Annotated in this window: 15 protein-coding genes; 11 read left to right on the top strand and 4 right to left on the bottom strand. The window is 66.3% G+C overall.

Translation table 11 applies throughout. The annotated features are described in order from the left end of the window. The first annotated feature begins 20 nt into the window (after positions 1-20). The 6 genes from EDF74_RS09915 to EDF74_RS09940 all read left to right on the top strand — a co-directional run bounded on the left by EDF74_RS09915 (position 21) and on the right by EDF74_RS09940 (position 7939). Positions 21-524: a hypothetical protein gene (locus tag EDF74_RS09915; protein ID WP_123729982.1), complete on the top strand. Its 504-nt coding sequence runs from the start codon at positions 21-23 to the stop codon at positions 522-524. A gap of 391 nt (positions 525-915) precedes the next feature. Beyond that, on the top strand, positions 916-3141 hold the full coding sequence (locus EDF74_RS09920) for an NADP-dependent isocitrate dehydrogenase (protein WP_123729983.1): 2226 nt from the start codon (positions 916-918) through the stop codon (positions 3139-3141). Between the two features lie 183 nt (positions 3142-3324). Then, positions 3325-5037: a bifunctional isocitrate dehydrogenase kinase/phosphatase gene (aceK, locus tag EDF74_RS09925; protein ID WP_123730840.1), complete on the top strand. Its 1713-nt coding sequence runs from the start codon at positions 3325-3327 to the stop codon at positions 5035-5037. An 84-nt stretch (positions 5038-5121) separates the two neighbouring features. Next, entirely contained in the window at positions 5122-5970 is an 849-nt protein-coding gene (locus EDF74_RS09930; RefSeq protein ID WP_148045937.1) for an energy transducer TonB, read from the top strand. 243 nt (positions 5971-6213) lie between these two features. Further along, positions 6214-6960 carry an energy transducer TonB family protein gene (locus EDF74_RS09935; protein ID WP_148045938.1) on the top strand — a complete coding sequence of 249 codons (747 nt, stop codon included), beginning with the start codon at positions 6214-6216 and terminating at the stop codon, positions 6958-6960. Between the two features lie 124 nt (positions 6961-7084). Further along, positions 7085-7939 (top strand): protein tonB, encoded by an 855-nt coding sequence (locus tag EDF74_RS09940; protein WP_123729986.1) that lies wholly within the window; start codon positions 7085-7087, stop codon positions 7937-7939. 46 nt (positions 7940-7985) lie between these two features. On the opposite strand, the gene EDF74_RS09945 is transcribed toward EDF74_RS09940, so the two are convergent. The 3 genes from EDF74_RS09945 to trxA all read right to left on the bottom strand — a co-directional run bounded on the left by EDF74_RS09945 (position 7986) and on the right by trxA (position 12038). Further along, positions 7986-9572: a sensor domain-containing diguanylate cyclase gene (locus EDF74_RS09945; protein WP_123730841.1), complete on the bottom strand. Its 1587-nt coding sequence runs from the start codon at positions 9570-9572 to the stop codon at positions 7986-7988. A gap of 117 nt (positions 9573-9689) precedes the next feature. Beyond that, entirely contained in the window at positions 9690-11486 is a 1797-nt protein-coding gene (gene rho / locus EDF74_RS09950) for a transcription termination factor Rho (protein ID WP_123729987.1), read from the bottom strand. A gap of 222 nt (positions 11487-11708) precedes the next feature. Next, positions 11709-12038 carry a thioredoxin TrxA gene (gene trxA, locus EDF74_RS09955; RefSeq protein WP_019183509.1) on the bottom strand — a complete coding sequence of 110 codons (330 nt, stop codon included), beginning with the start codon at positions 12036-12038 and terminating at the stop codon, positions 11709-11711. A gap of 559 nt (positions 12039-12597) precedes the next feature. Here trxA and rhlB point away from each other — a divergent pair. From rhlB to ung, 5 genes are all read left to right on the top strand, one after another. Beyond that, a complete protein-coding gene (rhlB, locus tag EDF74_RS09960) occupies positions 12598-14307 on the top strand; it encodes an ATP-dependent RNA helicase RhlB (protein ID WP_123729988.1) in 1710 nt (569 codons plus the stop codon). 221 nt (positions 14308-14528) lie between these two features. Then, positions 14529-15215 carry a cell division ATP-binding protein FtsE gene (ftsE, locus tag EDF74_RS09965; RefSeq protein ID WP_019183511.1) on the top strand — a complete coding sequence of 229 codons (687 nt, stop codon included), beginning with the start codon at positions 14529-14531 and terminating at the stop codon, positions 15213-15215. After that, the gene (gene ftsX / locus EDF74_RS09970) at positions 15212-16162 is read left to right on the top strand and encodes a permease-like cell division protein FtsX (protein WP_123729989.1); all 951 of its coding nucleotides are present in this window, start codon (positions 15212-15214) and stop codon (positions 16160-16162) included. The genes ftsE and ftsX overlap by 4 nt, the downstream gene beginning before the upstream one ends. A 7-nt stretch (positions 16163-16169) precedes the next feature. Further along, entirely contained in the window at positions 16170-17012 is an 843-nt protein-coding gene (locus EDF74_RS09975) for a response regulator (protein WP_123729990.1), read from the top strand. After that, positions 17009-17731, top strand: a complete 723-nt coding sequence (ung, locus tag EDF74_RS09980; RefSeq protein WP_123729991.1) for a uracil-DNA glycosylase — start codon at positions 17009-17011, stop codon at positions 17729-17731. Before EDF74_RS09975 ends, ung begins: the two co-directional genes overlap by 4 nt. Positions 17732-17748: 17 nt before the next feature. Here the strand turns inward: ung and EDF74_RS09985 are convergent, their stop codons facing one another. After that, a complete protein-coding gene (locus EDF74_RS09985) occupies positions 17749-18108 on the bottom strand; it encodes a helix-turn-helix domain-containing protein (RefSeq protein WP_123729992.1) in 360 nt (119 codons plus the stop codon). Between the last annotated feature and the right edge of the window lie 70 nt (positions 18109-18178).

Here is an 18178-nt window from a genome sequence, read left to right on the forward strand (position 1 = left end):
TCCAACAGGGAGCAATCTCCATGAAGAAGTCGTCCATCAGTACTGCCGTTCTCGCCGCGCTTCTGGCCACCGTGGCCGTGGCCGGCTGCAAGAAGAAAGAAGACACCGCTGACAACAACGCGCAGCCGGCCGCGACCACACCGGCCGCACCGGCGCCGATGACCGAAGCCGCCCCGCAGCCGATGACCGCTGCGGCCGGGGTGAACGTCTCCAACGTGACTGTCGGCAAGACCGCCGCGGCGGACAAGACGGTTACTTCGGCTGCGTTGTTCGCGCCGAAGGACGACATCATTGTCTCGATTCGTACCGACGGCAGCGCCAACAATGCCAACGTGGCGGCCAAGCTGACCTTCCAGAACGGTCAGGTCGCCGGTGAGCAGAACCAGGTGGTCAATACCACCGGTGCCGAGACCACCAACATCTCCTTCAAGAATGCCAATGGCTGGCCGGCGGGCAAGTACCGCGCGGAAGTCACGGTAGATGGTAAGGCGGCTGGATCGCCGCAGGAGTTTGAGGTCAAGTAAGCCTAGACGCCGACTCTCTCCCGGCAACAGGCTCACGATGGACGCAGCCGCGAGGCTGCGTCTTTTTTATGCGCGCCCTTCCGAAGCGCGCTGCGCCAGGACGGTTGCAACCGATACCATCGCCGCCCCGTTGGGGTGCCAGCGCTGCATCCCAATACCGACCGGCCGGGTCACAGCGTTCCAGTACGTTTGCGTATGGGATGGCTTTGCTCCGGGGGGCTGAAAACGCGACAATGCTGGGGTTTCCCGCCGTGCGCGCCGTTGGTTGGCGCGGTCCCCGGGGAAAGTGCGGGCCAGGCTGTGCGAGGCCCTGCACGCGACACGGTTGCACGCGGCCCGGCATTGCCGTCGGCCATCATTCACGAGATCTGCAAGAGAGCCCTGATCCCCCATGTCGAACACGCCCAAGATTCTCTACACGCTCACCGATGAAGCCCCGTTCCTGGCCACGCAGTCGCTGCTGCCGATCGTCGAGGCCTACACCGCCACCGCCGGCATCGCCGTGGAAACCCGCGATATCTCGCTGTCCGGCCGCATCCTGGCCCTGTTCCCGGATTATCTGAAAGACGACCAGAAAGAAGCCGATCACCTGGCCGAACTGGGTCAGCTGGCGACCACCCCGGATGCGAACATCATCAAGCTGCCCAACATCAGCGCCTCGGTGCCGCAGCTGAAGGCCGCGATCAAGGAACTGCAGGACCAGGGCTTCGCACTGCCGAACTACCCGGACGTGCCGACCGACGACGTCTCGCGCGACATCAAGGCGCGCTACGACAAGGTCAAGGGCAGCGCGGTGAACCCGGTGCTGCGCGAAGGCAACTCGGATCGCCGCGCGCCGCTGTCGGTCAAGAACTATGCCCGCAAGCACCCGCATCGCATGGGCAAGTGGTCCAAGGACTGCAAATCGCATGTCGCGCACATGGATGGCGGTGACTTCTACGGCAGCGAAAAGTCGGCCACGCTGGCCACTGCCGGCAGCCTGAAGATCGAACTGTTCAAAGCCGACGGCAGCAGCGTCGTGCTCAAGGAAAAGACTGCGGTCAAGGCCGGTGAGATCGTCGACGCCGCGGTGATGAGCCGCAATGCGCTGGCCTCGTTCGTGCAGGCGCAGATCGCCGATGCGAAGGCCAAGGGCGTGCTGTTCTCGCTGCACCTGAAGGCCACCATGATGAAGGTCTCCGACCCGATCATGTTCGGTGTGGTCGTCGAAGAGTTCTACAAAGACGTGCTGGCCAAGCATGCCGAGGTGCTCAAGCAGGCCGGGTTCGATCCGAACAACGGTATCGGCGATCTGTTCGCGCGCCTGCCGCAGCTGCCCGAAGCGACCCAGGAAGCGATCAAGGCCGATCTGGCCGCCGAGTACGGCAAGCGCCCGGGCCTGGCCATGGTCAATTCGGACAAGGGCATCACCAACCTGCACGTGCCGAGCGACGTGATCGTCGATGCCTCGATGCCGGCGATGATCCGCGACTCCGGCGGCATGTGGAATGCCGATGGCAAGCTGCAGGACACCAAGGCCGTCATCCCCGACCGTTGCTATGCCGGTGTGTACCAGGCCGTGATCGACGACTGCCGCACCCACGGTGCGTTTGACCCGGCCACCATGGGCTCGGTGCCCAACGTCGGCCTGATGGCACAGAAGGCCGAGGAATACGGCTCGCACGACAAGACCTTCCAGATCCCGGCCGACGGCACCGTGCGCGTCTCCGATGAGGCGGGCGCCGTGGTGTTCGAGCACACCGTGCAGACCGGTGACATCTGGCGCATGTGCCAGACCAAGGACGCCCCGATCCAGGATTGGGTGAAGCTGGCCGTGAACCGCGCTCGCCTGAGCGGCACCCCGGCGGTGTTCTGGCTGGATGCCGCCCGCGCGCACGATGCGCAGGTGATCGCCAAGGTCGAGACCTACCTGAAGGACCACGACACCACCGGCCTGGATATCCGCATCCTGGCCCCGGTGGAAGCGACCGCCTTCTCGCTGGACCGCATCCGCAAGGGCGAGGACACCATCTCGGTGACCGGCAATGTCCTGCGCGACTACCTGACCGACCTGTTCCCGATCATGGAGCTGGGCACCAGCGCCAAGATGCTGTCGATCGTGCCGCTGATGGCCGGTGGCGGCCTGTTCGAGACCGGTGCCGGTGGTTCGGCGCCCAAGCACGTGCAGCAGTTCGTGGAAGAGGACTACCTGCGCTGGGATTCGCTGGGCGAGTTCCTCGCGCTGGCGGCCTCGCTGGAGCACTTGGGCAACCGTTACGACAACGCCGGTGCCACCGTGCTGGCCAAGACCCTGGACCAGGCCAACGGCCAGTTCCTGGACAACGACAAGTCGCCGTCACGCAAGCTCGGTGGCATCGACAACCGCGGCAGCCACTTCTACATCGCGCTGTACTGGGCCCAGGCCCTGGCCGCGCAGGATGACGATGCCGCGCTGAAGGCCCGCTTTGCTCCACTGGCCAAGGCCCTGGCCGAGAACGAGCAGACCATCGTTGGCGAGCTGGCGGCGGTGCAGGGCAAGCCGGTCGACATCGGCGGCTACTACCGTCCGGACGTGGCCAAGGCCAGCGCCGCGATGCGTCCGAGCACCACCTTCAACAGCGCGCTGTCTGCGCTGTAACGAAGCGGTCCCGCGGCTGCGGTGATCGATGAAGAACCCGCGCTTCGGCGCGGGTTTTTTTGTGGGCGCCCGCTGGGCAAGCGCCCAGTCGCTGCCGTATGGTGGCAGCAGGTCCTGTGGAAGTGGATGCATGCGCAGTCGCTGTTCCTGCCAGAACGTTCCATGCCTCATCGGTGGCACCGCATGACTGCGTCAGCGGAGGCGCTTGCGCGGTTGATCCGCGATGGGTTCGAGGATTACCACGCGCGCTTCGCGGCGATCTCGCGGCGTGCGCGGCAGCGCTTCGAACGGCGCGACTGGGCCGGTGCACGGCAGGACGCCGTGGAGCGCATCGGGCTGTACGACCGGTGTATCGCCGAGACCGTGGATGAATTGCGCCGTGCAGTCGGTGAGCGCATCGGCGAGCGCGCGCTGTGGCTGCAGGTGCGCACGGCCTATGCGGCGTTGCTGGCGGGGCTGATCGACGCCGAGCTGTACAAGACCTTCTACAACACGCTGGCGCGCCGGCTGTTCGCCACCCGCGGTGTGGACGGGGCGATCGAGTTCATGGCGATGGACGTGGAGCCCTCCGATGCCATTACCCATCCGGTCGCGCGGCACAGCTACACCTTGTCGCCCACGCGCCCGGCCGATGCCTTCATGCGCGTACTTGGAGACTATCGCTTCGATGTGCCGTACGCGCACCAGCTGCGCTGCGCCGCTGCGATCGCGGTGCGCCTGCAGGACGATCTGGCGCACTGGGGCGACTACCCGGTGCGCAGCATCGAACTGCTCGACACCGTGTTCTATCGCGAGCGTCGCGCCTATCTGGTGGGGCGCGTATTCGGTGAGCATCGCTTCTCGCCCTGCGTGATCGCGCTGGTGCATGACGAGCGCGGCCTGCGCGTGGATGCGGTGTTGACCCGGCGCCGTGATGTCGCGCATCTGTTCGGCGTCTCGCGCAGCTATTTCCAAGCTGATCTGGCCACGGTGGGCGATGCGGTGGTGTTCCTGCGCAGCCTGCTGCCGGGCAAGCCGGTCGATGAGATCTACACCGTGCTCGGGCGTGCCAAGCAGGGCAAGACCGAACGCTATCGCACGTTCTTCCGTCACTTCCACGAACAGCCAGGTGAGCAGCTGGTGCATGCCGACGGCACGCCCGGCATGGTCATGGCGGTGTTCACCCTGCCCAGCTATCCGCTGGTGTTCAAGCTGATCCGGGACCGCTTCGCCTGGCCGAAAACCATGACCCGGCACCAGGTCGAAGAGAAGTACGCCCTGGTGTTCAACCTGGATCGCGTCGGCCGGCTGCTCGATGCGCAGCCCTATCGGCACCTGCGTTTCCCGCGGGCGCGCTTCTCCTCGGCGCTGCGTGAGGAGCTGCTGACCCAGTGCGCCAGCAGTGTGCGCGAGGACGGCGACGAACTGGTGATCGCGCTGTGCTACGTGCAGCGGCGGTTCCGTCCGCTCAACCTGTACCTGCGTGAGCAGACCGCCGAGGCACGCCGCGTCGCCGCGCTCGACTATGCGCAGGCGATCACCGACATGGCGCGCAACAATATCTTTCCCGGGGACATGCTGCCGAAGAACTTCGGCGTGTCGCGGCATGGACGTGCGGTCTTCTACGACTACGACGAGCTGTGTCTGGTCACCGAGTGCAACTTCCGTGCGTGGCCGGCGCCGCGCAATGAGGAGGAAGCGCTGGCTGACGAGCCGTGGTTCCAGATCGGGCCACGGGATGTGTTCCCGGAACGGTTCTGGATGTTCATGGGCCTGCCGGCACTCGAGCTGGCCGCGGTGCGCGAGCATTTCGCGCCTCTTTTCGATCCAGTGTGGTGGCAGCGGCTGCAGGTCGGCTTCGCCGCGGGTGAGTATCCGGATACGCCTCCCTATTCAGCCAGTAACAGACTTGCCTGATAGGCCTCGGCCGGAACCTGGGCTAGGCTTGGATGCATTCACAAGGAGAAGGTGGAAATGCGTTCATTCCGAGGAATTGCGTTGATGCTTGTACTGGGGGGCATGGGGGCGTCGACGATGTTCGATGTGGCCGCGCAGACGAAGCGCGAGGTCCGCGAGCAGGCTGAAGCGAGCATGGTGCTGACCGGTGAGATCGATATCGGCACCGAAGGCCAGGTCGAGGCGTTCCGCCTGGACAAGCGCGCGCAGGTCGACGAGACCATCGTCACGTTCGTCGAAAGTGCCGTGAAGACGTGGCGGTTCGCCCCGGTGCGAGTGAATGGCCAGGCCGTCAAGGCACGTACGCCGGCCACCATCCGCCTGGGTGCGAAGAACAACCCCGATGGCACCGGCCTGATCACGCTGCTGGCAGCGAACTTCGAGACGTACGACGAAACCTCGACCGACAACGTCACCAAGGTGAAGATGTCGCCGCCGGTGTATCCCGAGGATGTCTTCAATGCGCGCGGGCGTGGCGATGTCCTGCTGCTCATACAGGTCGGGCGCGACGGGAAGGTGCTGGATGTGGCCACCGAGCAGGTCAATCTTCGTGTGATCGCCAACGAGGCGAACATGCGGAAAATGCGCGACAAGCTGGCCCGCGTGTCGATGGGCGCCGCACGTAAGTGGACCTTCAAGGCGCCCTCTACCGGAGATCAGAAGGACGAGGCGAGCTGGACCATCCGGGTGCCGGTGCGATTCTCGTTCAGCGATGAGGTGGAGCGCTACGGCCGCTGGGACGCGTACATTCCCGGCCCGCACCAGCAGGCCCCGTGGCGCAGCGACAAGGCACTGAGCGCCGATGCCAATGCCGACCTGTTGCCCGCCGGCGGCGTGTTCATGGCGGACGCCGCCAGCACGGGACCGAAACTGCTGACCCCGCTTGGCGGGTGATCATTCTGGCTGTGGTGCATCATCCGAGCCCCTCAATGAGCATGAGGGTGCGGGTAAGTCTCCAAACCAACCTGCAGAGTTTGCTAGGCTGACAGACCATCAGGACAGGGAGTCGAATTGATGAAAGTGGCATGGCAGTGGGTACTGGCGCTTGGCGTGGCAACAGTTGCCGTAGGCCTGGCAGCACAGGACGTTCATGCGGCACCGAGCATGCGCGCGCTCCAGAGCCAGGTGGAGTCGAGCATGCGGATCAAGGGCAGCCTTGATATCGGTGCGGACGGCCGCGTGGCTGCGGTGCGCCTGGATCGGGAAAGCGCGATTCCGGCAGGCGTCGTCACCTTTGTGAAAGATTCAGTCGAGCAATGGGAGTTCGAGCCCACCGTACGCGACGGCCAGTCCGTCGCCATCACCACGCCGATGACGCTGCGCCTGATCGGCAAGACCCTCGACGATGGCAGTGCGCGTGTGGAGATTCGCCACGCCAGCTTTGTCGATTACGACGCGAACGATCCGACCATCGTGGCCCGTGAAAGGGGATCGGTTCCGACCTTCCCCACGCGCAGGGTTGGGCGTGATGCAGCGGCAGATGTGTTTCTGTTGATCCAGGTTGGCCGCGACGGCAAGGTCCGCAACGTGCTGGCAGAGCAGGTCAATCTGCGCGTGCTGGTATCGCCGCGCGAGATCGCATCAGCCCGGGCAGCGTTCGCCGACAGTGCCACGCAGGCCGTGCGCGACTGGCACTTCCGGGTGCCCACGCAGGGCCCACGGGCCGCTCGCGACACGTGGGTGGTGCGTTTCCCGGTGCGCTTCGCACCGCCAGCCGATCGCAATGCGCCACGGTGGGAGCCGTATCTGCCGGGCCCTCGGAACACCGCACCCTGGCTGGCGCCCGAGCCGCAGTTGGTCGCGCCGGATGCCCTCGATGATGGCGTCTACCTTGCGGGTGAAGAGACCGGTCCGCAGTTGAAGACTACGCTGGGTCAGGGCTGACGAAAAAAAAGAGGGCGTCTCTGGTGAGGTTGCCAACCATGTGTCGACCAAATAAGGCGCGTGTTCATTGCGCACTATTCTGTCGACAGCGATGACGATGGATCGCATGAGGAGAAACACCACGATGGATATCATCAAGACAATTGCGGCGGCATTGCTGCTGGCGGCAGCCCCTACTCATGCCGCCAAGCTATCGGCCGATGTGTCGGTGGAAATGGGGATGCGCGTGGAGGGCGCGCTGGCCATTGGAAGCGACGGGCGTATCACTGCGCTGGAGATCGACAAGCAGGACGCGCTTCCCGATGCCGTAGCCGCGCTGGTGCGCAACACGGTGCAGCAGTGGCAGTTCGAGCCAAGTGTGCGTGACGGCGTGCCGGTGCCGATGGACACGCGCATGACCGTGCGCGTGGTGGCGCGGCCGGGGGCGAACGAGACGTTCAACGTGCGGCTGGTCAGCGCGCACTTCGAGCCCGCCAAGAGTGATGCCGAACGTGCAGCAGACATCCGGGGGCGGATGTTGCCGCCACGGTATCCGGCCGAGGTATTCCGCAATGGCGGGCAGGGCACGGTGTATCTGGCGCTGAAGGTCGACGGAGAGGGCCGGGTGATCGACCGGATCGCCGAGCAGGTCAACCTGCGCAGCGCTGGCACGCCGCGACAGATGGACGCGTTCCGCAGTGGCCTGGCCAAGGCGTCGCTGGAGGCCGCACGCAAGTGGCGCTTCCCGCAGAGCGCCGGCGATACCGCCCTCGGTCAGCCTTACCGCACGCTGCGTGTGCCGGTGACCTTCGCCATCAACCAGACGCCTGCCGATGATCTGGGGCACTGGCGCGCTTACATCCCCGGCCCGCGCAGCCGCATCCCGTGGGTGACCGGCGCCGACAGCGCCGGGTTCTCGCCGGATCTGCTGACCGATGGTACGGCGACCCTGGCCGACGATCCCAACGCACCGCGCCTGCTCACGCCGCTCAGCGGCTGAACGCGCCGCCGGACATCGCGGGCGTGCTGCGCCCGCGATGCGCTGCTTACCCGATGCCGGTACTGTCGGGTTGCGGGTATACCACCGTGCGGTTGCGGCCCTGTTCCTTGGCCATGTACAGCGCCTTGTCGGCCAGGCGCAGGGCCTGCTGCGGGTCGTTGTGGTAGGTGGGGTAGTGCGCCACGCCCAGCGAAACAGTGACGGCGCCGACCTGCTCGAACACTTCGGCGGCCACCTGCAGGCGAAGGCGCTCGGCCACCCGGGCGGCGGCGGCAGCATCGCTGCCTGGCAGCAGGATCAGGAATTCTTCCCCACCGTTGCGGCACAGCAGGTCGGTGTCGCGCGAACCGTCGCGCATCAACTGTGCGATGCGCAGGATCACCGCATCGCCGATCGCGTGGCCGAAGCGGTCGTTGATGGCCTTGAAGCGGTCGATATCCAGCGCGATGATCCCGAACGGCTGGCCACGGGCCTGCCAGTCTTCCAGCCCCTGCTGGAGGCCGCGTCGGTTCTGCAGGCCGGTGAGCGGGTCGGTCATGCTGGCGCGGTTGAGCTTGCCGATGCGGTCCTGCAGGAGGTTGAAGCTGTAGAGCAGGGCGGTCTTGAGCTGGGCGACTTCGTAATACCACGCGCGGATGCCGGTGACGTGGCGGATCGCGATGCCGGTGTCGCGGTTCTGCACGTTGCGGGCAAGCTGCCACAGCGGCAGTGAGATGCGCCGCGCGCACCACCAGGTGATCAGCAGTGACAGGATGCCCAGCGGAATCGCGTTCCAGATCACTGAGGACATCAGTTTGGACAGCGAGGCCAGTGTGGCCGCGGTGGGGCGCTGGGCCACCACGCCCCAGCCCACGCTCGGCACCGGCGCGTAACCGGCCAGCATGCGCACGCCGTGGCTGTTGAGCACCTGCTGCGCGCCGGAATGCCCTTGGGTGACCGCTTGCACGGCCGGGTTCTCCAGCGCGAACTGGCCGATCCGGTCGTGTTCGATGTGATACAGGATGCGGCCATGGCGATCGACCACGTACAGGTACGAGCCGTCGCGGTAGTAATGCTTGCCCAGCAGCGATTGCAGGATGCTGCGCTGGCGCAGGTAGATGGTGCCGCTGATGTAGCCTTGATACTCGCCGTGCGCAGTGAAGATCGGGTGCGAGATCGCGACCAGCAGCCGGCCCGTCGCCGACTCGTAGGGATCACTGATGAACGGCACGCGGCGTGCCAGTGCATCGCGATTGCCCACGCTCTTGAGCAGCACGCCCTGCAGCGCCAGGCTCTGCGGCGAGGTGGCCAGCACGGTGCCGCCGGCATCGACGATCAGCACCGAATTGAAGCTGTTGGTCTGCAGCTGCAGGCGTGCGGCTTCGGCTTCCAGATCCGCCCGGTCATGCCGGCGCTGGCCCAGTACGGTCGCGCTGTAGGCGATCTGCTGCTGGGCCGAGAGCACGAAGTTCTGGGTCGATTCGGCCAGCTTGCTGGCGTACACACGGTTGGCTTCCAGCGTGTTGCCGATCAACTGTTCGCGCTGCACGCGGTAGCTGGCATGCAGGGTATTGGCCAGCGCGATGAGGGCACTGAGCAGGGCCAGGGCAAGGATCAGCGTGCCGAGGTTGAGGCGGGCGGACAACGGGCGCATGGGATCACGGGCAGGAAGGGTGCCGCGCCAGCCGGGATGCGGTTGGAACGGCATCAGCGAAGGGGTACAAAAAGGCCCCGCAGTGCGGGGCCTCGTTGTGTTTCGATGCAGTGCGGATCAGCGCTTCATCGAACCGAAGAACTCGTCGTTGGACTTGGTGTTCTTCATCTTGTCGAGCAGGAATTCCATCGCAGCCATTTCATCCATCGGATGCAGCAGCTTGCGCAGGATCCAGATCTTCTGCAGCAGTTCCGGTTCGATCAGCAGATCTTCGCGGCGGGTACCCGAGCGGTTGATGTCGATCGCCGGGAACACGCGCTTTTCGGAGATGCGACGGCTCAGGTGCACTTCGCTGTTGCCGGTGCCCTTGAACTCTTCGTAGATCACTTCGTCCATCTTGCTGCCGGTATCGACCAGCGCGGTAGCGATGATGGTCAGGCTGCCGCCTTCCTCCACGTTACGCGCAGCGCCGAAGAAGCGCTTCGGGCGGTGCAGGGCGTTGGCGTCCACACCGCCGGTCAGCACCTTGCCCGAGCTCGGCACGACGTTGTTGTACGCACGTGCCAGGCGGGTGATCGAGTCGAGCAGGATCACCACGTCCTTCTTGTGCTCGACCAGGCGCTTGGCACGCTCGATCACCATTTCGGCGACCTGCACGTGACGGGCGGCCGGCTCGTCGAAGGTGGAGCTGATGACTTCGCCGCGCACAGTGCGCTGCATTTCCGTCACTTCTTCCGGGCGCTCATCGATCAGCAGCACGATCAGGTGCACGTCCGGATGATTGGTGGTGATCGCCGTGGCCACCTGCTGCATCATCATCGTCTTACCGGCCTTGGGCTGGGAGACGATCAGCGAACGCTGACCCTTGCCCTGCGGTGCCATCAGATCGAGGATGCGGCCGGTGATGTCTTCGGACGAGCCGTTGCCACGTTCCAGGGTGAAGCGCTTGCGCGGGAACAGCGGGGTCAGGTTCTCGAACAGCACCTTGTTCTTGGACGCTTCCAGCGGCTCACCGTTGATGGTGTCCACGATCGACAGCGCGAAGTAGCGCTCGCCGTCCTTCGGGAAGCGGATGCGGCCGGACAGATGATCGCCGGTACGCAGGTTGAAGCGGCGAATCTGGCTGGGCGAAATGTAGGTATCGTCCGGGCCGGCCAGGTAGCTGGCTTCGGCCGCGCGCAGGAAGCCGAAGCCGTCCGGCAGGATTTCCAGCACGCCATCGGCAGCAACGCCGTCGCCATGACGGGTCAGCACCTTGAGCAGGGCGAAGATCACGTCCTGCTTGCGGGCACGGGCCACGCCTTCGGAGATCTGCAGCTGCTCGGCGATTTCCAGCAGCTTCTGTGCCGGCATGCGCTTGAGGTCACTCAGCGAATAGACCGGGAAGCCTTCGGGCACGTTGGCCTGCTGGCTGCGCACGAACGGCTGCTGTTCGCCGTTGTCCTGCGGCATGCCGTCGTCGTTGTAGCGATCGCCACCGCGGTTGCGGTCACGGCGATTGCGGAAACGGTCGCGGCGATTGCCTTGGCCTTGACCTTGGCCTTGGCCTTGGCCCTGGCCCTGGTTCTGACCTTGGCCCTGCTGGTACGGGTTCTGCCCGCCCTGCGGGTTCTGGTTGCGGCCGTTCTGGTTGCGCTGGCCACCGTCGCCGGTGTCCTGCTGACCACCGCCCTGCGAGGGCGATGCGTCGCCACCGGCAGAAGCTGCCGGCGCCGATGCCTGCGGGGCTGCCGAAGGAGCGGCAGCCGGCGCCGGCGCGTCAGACGCGGCAGCCAGAGGCAGAGCGGGTTGTGAGGGGGGGGAACCGGCTTCGGCAGCGGTGTTGGCGGCGGCCTTGGCGACGCGCGGCTTGCGCACGCGCTTCTCGGCGGGCGCGTCGGCGCTCCCGGGTTCGGAAGTAGTGATATCGGACAAGTGCTGGATTCCTCGCTAGAAGGTGCGAGCGCCCGGCAGGGCGGCGAACGTTGGGAAAGGATCTGGAAGGAAACTGCGTCCAGAAGATGCGGCGCGCGAATGCGGCCGGATATGCCGACACTAACACCGGCTCGCGGCGGCGCGCAAGCCGGGTGGGGCAGGGTCATTCATGCGGGCGACGGGCCCGCGTGGCAGCCGGACGGTGCCGGCTGCCTGCTGCGATCAGGCCAGGGCCTTGTCGAGCATGCCGGCCAGCTGGGCCTTGCCGACGGCACCGATCTGCTGGGCCTGGACTTCGCCGTCCTTGAAGACCAGCAGCATCGGGATCGAGCGCACGTGGTACTTGGCGGCCAGAGCGCGGTTCTGGTCCACATTGACCTTGGCGATCTTGGCGCGGCCGTTGTAGGCATCGGCCAGTTCGTCCAGTGCCGGGGCGATCATCTTGCAGGGACCACACCATTCGGCCCAGAAATCGACCAGCACCGGTTCCTTGGAATTCAGCACTGCGCTATCAAAGTCGGCGTCGCCGACATGTACAACCTTGTCGCTCATCTTGGTTTCTCGTCTGGTAATGCACCCGGCAGGGCCGGAGGAAGTTGAACCTGGGCAACGCCAAGTGGGCGTGACCCTCGTCTGGTGCCTCGTGGCCGCGGGCGGCCAGCGGTGCGTACGGCGGATGCCTGGACGCTCACGGGGCGAAGTGTACCGCTATCGTCGTGACCGGACAGACGCTGGTTGGAAAGAAGCATCCCGTGATCGCCCCCTGTGCAGGGCAGGGCGGTCACGTCAGATATGCGGCAGGCGGGGGCCTGCTTCCAGCCCTCGGCGGTGGCCTGTTCAACCGGCGGCAGGGCCTGTGAACGCGGGGTCTACGGCGCTTCCCGGCCAATTGGCGTGCGGGCAGACGCCCTGAGGCCGGGTATTCTCAGAGGTCGGTGCGACCGTCCACCCCGGTTTGCCGCCGACATTGCGCTAAACTGGGGCATTGCGCGGCGCCCTGGACCCGAGTCCGGCCCCGCCAATCCCGGCGCAGGGGCCGTTTGCGACGGTGCCCCCCAAGATGATGCAAGCCACCCGCACCTCTGCCGGCTGGCCTTACCAAGACGGACTCATGAGCGACAAACCGCTGACCGATTTGACCTTCTCCTCCTTCGAGCTGCATCCGGCCCTGCAGGCCGGCCTTGAAGGAGCCGGATTCACCCGTTGCACGCCCATCCAGGCGCTGACCCTGCCGGTCGCGCTGCCCGGCGGCGACGTCGCCGGCCAGGCCCAGACCGGCACCGGCAAGACCCTGGCCTTCCTGGTCGCGGTGGTGAACCGCCTGCTGACCCGCCCGGCACTGGCTGATCGCAAGCCGGAAGACCCGCGCGCGCTGATCCTGGCCCCCACCCGCGAGCTGGCCATCCAGATCCACAAGGATGCTGTGAAGTTCGGCTCCGACCTCGGCCTGCGCTTCGCGCTGGTCTACGGTGGCGTGGACTACGACAAGCAGCGCGAGATCCTGCAGCAGGGTGTTGACGTGATCATCGCCACCCCGGGCCGCCTGATCGACTACGTCAAGCAGCACAAAGTGGTCTCGCTGCACGCCTGCGAAATCTGCGTGCTCGACGAAGCCGACCGCATGTTCGACCTGGGCTTCATCAAGGACATCCGCTTCCTGCTGCGCCGCATGCCCGAGCGCAGCACGCGCCAGACGCTGCTGTTCAGCGCCACGCTCAGCCATCGCGTGCTGGAGTTGGCCTATGAGCACATGAACGAGCCGCAGAAGCTGGTGGTGGAGAGCGAATCGATCACCGCCGCCCGCGTGCGCCAGCGCATCTACTTCCCGGCCGACGAAGAGAAGATCCCGCTGCTGCTGGGCCTGCTCTCGCGCAGCGAAGGTGCCCGCACCATGGTGTTCGTCAACACCAAGGTGTTCGTCGAGCGCGTGGCGCGTTCGCTGGAAAAGGCCGGTTACCGCGTCGGCGTGCTGTCCGGCGATGTGCCGCAGAAGAAGCGTGAGAGCCTGCTCAACCGCTTCCAGAAGGGCCAGCTGGAAATCCTGGTGGCCACCGATGTCGCCGCCCGCGGCCTGCACATCGACGGCATCAAGTACGTCTACAACTACGATCTGCCGTTCGATGCGGAAGACTACGTGCACCGCATCGGCCGCACCGCGCGTCTGGGCGAAGAAGGCGATGCGATCAGCTTTGCCTGCGAGCGCTACGCGATGGGCCTGCCGGACATCGAGGCCTACATCGAGCAGAAGATCCCGGTCGAGCCGGTCACCAGCGAAATCCTGACCCCGATCCCGCGCGCGCCGCGTGCACGGTCGCCGGAAGGCGAAGGTGATGCCGAGGGCGACGAGAACGAAAGCGTCGGCCAGATCTTCCGCGAAGCACGCGAAGCGCGTGCCGCCGAAGAGCAGCGTCGTGGCGGTGGCAGCAGCCGTGGCGGCAAGCCGGCCGGTGGTCGTGGCGAGCGCCGCGCACCGGGCGAGCGCAGTGCCGATGGCAAGCCGCGTCGCGAGCGCAAGCCGCACGTGGAAGGCGAGCAGCCGGTCGCCGCCGTCGAGGCCGAGGTCAAGCCGCAGCTGGCCCCGACCGCCGCGCCGTCTGCCGATGGCAGCCCGGCGGTGGAAGGTGAGCGCGCGCCGCGCAAGCGCCGTCGTCGTCGCCACGGCCGTCCGGTCGAAGGTGCCGAGGGCGCGGCAGCCACCGGCCCGGTGACCCCGGTGCAGGTGACCGCCAAGCCGATGCGCGGCACGCCCGCCGCCGATCCGGGCGCGTCGTTCCTGACCCGCCTGGGCCGCAAGATCCGCCGGATGCTGTCCGGTTCGTAAGACGGGACGCGCGACCCTCGATGCCTGGGGGGTATAGCCCCCTTGGTAAGGGGGCGGTCGCGAAGCGACGGGGATCGGGTGCTGATGGGAGGGGCCCACGGTTTGCGCAGCGAACCGTGGGGCGACAGCGCGAATGCGATGGCGCTTCCCCCGACCAACCGTCGGCACCCACAGATACACCCCACCTCCACGCCGCCACCCTCGTCCTGCATAATCAGGGAATGAGCGTCCTGCGTTTTGACAATGTCAGCAAACAATATGCCGGCGGCCACCAGGCACTGGTGGACGTCAGCTTCGATGTCGCCCCCGGGGAGATGCTGTTCGTCACCGGCCATTCCGGTGCGGGCAAGAGCACCCTGCTCAAGTTGATCCATCTCGACGAGCGGCCCAGCCGCGGCGCGGTGATCTTCGATGAGCGCAACCTGCTCAAGGTGCGTGGCGGGAGTATCCCGCGGCATCGTCGTGAGGTCGGTGCGGTCTACCAGGACCACCGCCTGCTGATGGACCGCAGCATCGCCGAGAACGTTGCCCTGCCGCTGATCCTGCGCGGCACCCGCCGCAACGAGATCGGCAAGCGCGTGCGCTCGGTGCTCGAACGCATGGGCCTGGGCCACCGCGAAAAAGCCCTGCCTTCCCAGCTGTCGGCCGGTGAACAGCAGCGCGTCGGCATCGCCCGTGCGATTGTCGGCGAGCCCAAGCTGCTGGTCGCCGATGAGCCGACCGGCAATCTGGATCCCACGCTGGCGGCGGAAATCATGGCGCTGTTTGCCGAGCTGCCTGACCGCGGCACCAGCGTGCTGGTGGTCAGCCACGATCTCGCGCTGCTGCGGCGCATGCGCAAGCGCGTGCTGATCCTGGACCACGGCCGCCTGGTCGATGACATCTCGCCGCAGGACCTGGCCGAATGAACACCCCGGTGACCAAAGAAACCGCCGCGCCCTCGCGCTTCGGTGTGTGGCTGCACCACCACGGCCACAGCGTGGTCTTCAGCCTCGGCCGCGCGTGGCGCAAGCCGTGGGCGACCCTGCTCACGGTGATGGTGATGGCGCTCGCGCTGGCCCTGCCGCTGGGCCTGTCGATCGCGCTGGACAACCTCAAGCACTTCGCCGGCAGCGTGCAGCAGTCGCGCGACATCAACCTGTTCCTCAAGACCGATGCCGGTACCGATGCGGCCCGCCAGGTCGCCGAGACCCTGCGCGGCCGCGCCGATGTGGCCAACGTCACCGTGCAGACCCCGGAGCAGGGCCTGGCCGAGCTGCGCGAAAGCGCCGGGCTGGGTGAGGCGATCGATGCGCTGCATGACAATCCACTGCCGACCCTGCTGATCGTGACCCCGGGCGAGGGCGCCGATGACGCGCGCCTGGCGCAGTCGCTGGAAGGCCTGCCGCAGGCCGACCTGGTCCAGCACGATGCGCTGTGGCGCAAGCGCCTGGATGGCTGGCTGGGCTTTGGTACGCGCCTGGTGCAGGTGCTGTCGGTCCTGCTCGGCCTCGGCGCCGCACTGGTGGTCGGTAATACCGTGCGCCTGGACATCCAGGCCCGCCGCGATGAGATCGGTGTGCTGCAGCTGCTCGGGGCCAGCGATGGGTTCATCCGCCGCCCGTTCCTGTATCTGGGCGCGTGGTATGGCCTGGGGGCCGGTGCCGTCGCGCTGGCGCTGATCGGCGCGGCCGGGCTGGCGTTGCGCCCGCCGCTGGCGGCACTCTCGCAGAGTTACGGCAGCCCGTTCGTGCTACATGGTCTGGATCTGCTGCATTCGTCGTTCGTGCTGCTCGGCACCGTCGTGCTGGGCTGGCTGGGCGCCTGGCTGGTGACAGGGCATTTCCTGCGCCAGACCCGTCCGACCGAAACCTGAGGCCCGCATGCGCCCGCAAGTCCTGAAGCACCTCGCCGACGATGCGCCGCGCGTGATGGTCGTCGATGGTTCCAAGCTGGTCCGCAAGTTGATTGCCGATGTGCTGCAACGCGAACTGCCGGCGGTGGAGGTGGTGGGCTGCGCGAGCATCGCCGAGGCGCGTGCGGCACTCGACGCCGGGCCGGTCAGTCTGGTCACCACCTCGCTCACTCTGAGCGACGGCGACGGGCTGGACCTGGCGCGCATCGTGCGCGACGCGGCGGGCCAGGCCTATGTGCCGGTCATCGTGGTGTCCGGCGACGCGCAGCAGCATCTGGAGCAGCGTCGCTTCACCGAGTACGTCACCGACTACTTCGACAAGGCGCTCGGCCACGAAGCGCTGGCCACCTTCATCCGCGGCTATGTCCAGCCGGAGACGATTCCGGGCGCGACGATCCTGTATGTCGAGGACAGCCGCGTGGTGGCCGAGGCGACCAAGCGCATGCTCGAACGGCAGGGCTTGAACGTGCTGCACGTGCTGACGGCCGAAGACGCCTTCGCGCTGCTCACCGCCGAGTCGCTCGGCCGCAGCAGTCACCGCATCGATCTGGTGCTTACCGATGTCACGCTCAAGGGCGAACTCAGTGGCCGCGATGTGGTGCAGCGCGTGCGCGTGGACTTCGGCTACGGCAAGCGCCGCCTGCCGGTGCTGGTGATGACCGGCGACGGTAACCCGCACAATCAATCCGGGCTGCTCCAGGCCGGTGCCAATGATCTGGTGCAGAAGCCGATCGAAGAGCGGCTGCTCATCACCAAGGTGCTGTTCCAGCTGCGTCTGTCCCGCCTCAACGACAAACCTGTATTGCGATGAATGACGATGTAGTACCCAGCATCCAGCTCGAACCGAGCTGGAAGACGCGTATCGGTGATTACCTGCTGCGCCCGGAGATGCGTGACCTCTCCGCGTTCCTGCGCCAGCGCAAGGCGGCCGGTGCGCAGGTGTTTCCGCCGGGCCCGCAGATCTTCGCCGCGTTCGATGCTACGCCCTTCGACCAGGTCAAGGTGGTCATCCTTGGCCAGGATCCCTACCACGGGTATGGCCAGGCCCATGGCCTGAGTTTCTCGGTGATGCCGGGCGTGCCGGTGCCGCCGTCGCTGCTGAACATCTACAAAGAGATCGAGGCCGATCTGGGCATTCCGCGCCCCGACCACGGGTGCCTGCTGCCGTGGGCGCATCGCGGCGTGCTGCTGCTCAACGCGGTGCTGACCGTGGAAGCGGGCAGCGCCGGTGCGCACCAGCGGCGCGGCTGGGAGGGCTTCACCGACCACGTGGTCGATACCCTCAACCGCGAGCGCGAGGGCCTGGTGTTCCTGCTGTGGGGCAGCTACGCCCAGCAGAAGGGCAAGGTCATCGATACCGGCCGGCACCGCGTGCTCAAGGCACCGCATCCGTCACCGTTGTCGGCGCATCGCGGCTTCCTGGGGTGCCGGCATTTCTCGATGACCAACGAGTACCTGCAGCGCCGCGGCCACGGCCGCATCGACTGGTCGCTGCCGCCGCGCGATGCGCCGCTGGATCTTCCGGCCTGACCCGCGACGGTGCTGGCCTACACGACCAGCATCTCGATGATGGATTGCGCGACCTGCCGCTTGCGCGGCGGCAGGCGCCGCAGCAGCGACAGCACGTTGCCTTCCAGATCATCACGCACGTAGTCCTGGGTGGGCGTGCTCACGGTGAGTTCTTCGCCGCTGGCCTTGCACACGCCACGGCCCGTGGCCAACCACTCAAAACGAACGCGCGTGCTGACGGCGATATGTGCCAGGTGCGACACGCTCGGGTGCGTACCGCCGCGACGTTCCCATTGCGCGACCGCACTGCGTTTGACGCCGGTTTCCACGGCCAACTGTGTCTGTGACATCCCTGCACTGGTGCGTGCTGCGCGAATTCGATCCGACATCGCCAACATGGCTTTCCCCTTTCTCGTTCCTTGATCGGTGGATGGTTATCGATACTTACCGGGCAGTGATTCTTTTCCT

Source organism: Stenotrophomonas rhizophila (assembly GCF_003751305.1).
In the GTDB taxonomy this organism is placed as follows: Bacteria; Pseudomonadota; Gammaproteobacteria; order Xanthomonadales; family Xanthomonadaceae; genus Stenotrophomonas; species Stenotrophomonas rhizophila_B.

Bases quoted from the DNA above. Each gene is read 5' to 3' on its own strand.
- rhlB (WP_123729988.1), top strand. From the start codon at position 12,598: ATGAGCGACAAACCGCTGACCGATTTGACCTTCTCCTCCTTCGAGCTG.
- EDF74_RS09940 (WP_123729986.1), top strand. From the start codon at position 7,085: ATGGATATCATCAAGACAATTGCGGCGGCATTGCTGCTGGCGGCAGCC.
- EDF74_RS09915 (WP_123729982.1), top strand. From the start codon at position 21: ATGAAGAAGTCGTCCATCAGTACTGCCGTTCTCGCCGCGCTTCTGGCC.
- EDF74_RS09945 (WP_123730841.1), bottom strand. From the start codon at position 9,572: ATGCGCCCGTTGTCCGCCCGCCTCAACCTCGGCACGCTGATCCTTGCC.
- ung (WP_123729991.1), top strand. From the start codon at position 17,009: ATGAATGACGATGTAGTACCCAGCATCCAGCTCGAACCGAGCTGGAAG.
- ftsX (WP_123729989.1), top strand. From the start codon at position 15,212: ATGAACACCCCGGTGACCAAAGAAACCGCCGCGCCCTCGCGCTTCGGT.
- EDF74_RS09920 (WP_123729983.1), top strand. From the start codon at position 916: ATGTCGAACACGCCCAAGATTCTCTACACGCTCACCGATGAAGCCCCG.
- aceK (WP_123730840.1), top strand. From the start codon at position 3,325: ATGACTGCGTCAGCGGAGGCGCTTGCGCGGTTGATCCGCGATGGGTTC.
- trxA (WP_019183509.1), bottom strand. From the start codon at position 12,038: ATGAGCGACAAGGTTGTACATGTCGGCGACGCCGACTTTGATAGCGCA.
- EDF74_RS09975 (WP_123729990.1), top strand. From the start codon at position 16,170: ATGCGCCCGCAAGTCCTGAAGCACCTCGCCGACGATGCGCCGCGCGTG.
- EDF74_RS09930 (WP_148045937.1), top strand. From the start codon at position 5,122: ATGCTTGTACTGGGGGGCATGGGGGCGTCGACGATGTTCGATGTGGCC.
- EDF74_RS09935 (WP_148045938.1), top strand. From the start codon at position 6,214: ATGCGGATCAAGGGCAGCCTTGATATCGGTGCGGACGGCCGCGTGGCT.
- EDF74_RS09985 (WP_123729992.1), bottom strand. From the start codon at position 18,108: ATGTTGGCGATGTCGGATCGAATTCGCGCAGCACGCACCAGTGCAGGG.
- ftsE (WP_019183511.1), top strand. From the start codon at position 14,529: ATGAGCGTCCTGCGTTTTGACAATGTCAGCAAACAATATGCCGGCGGC.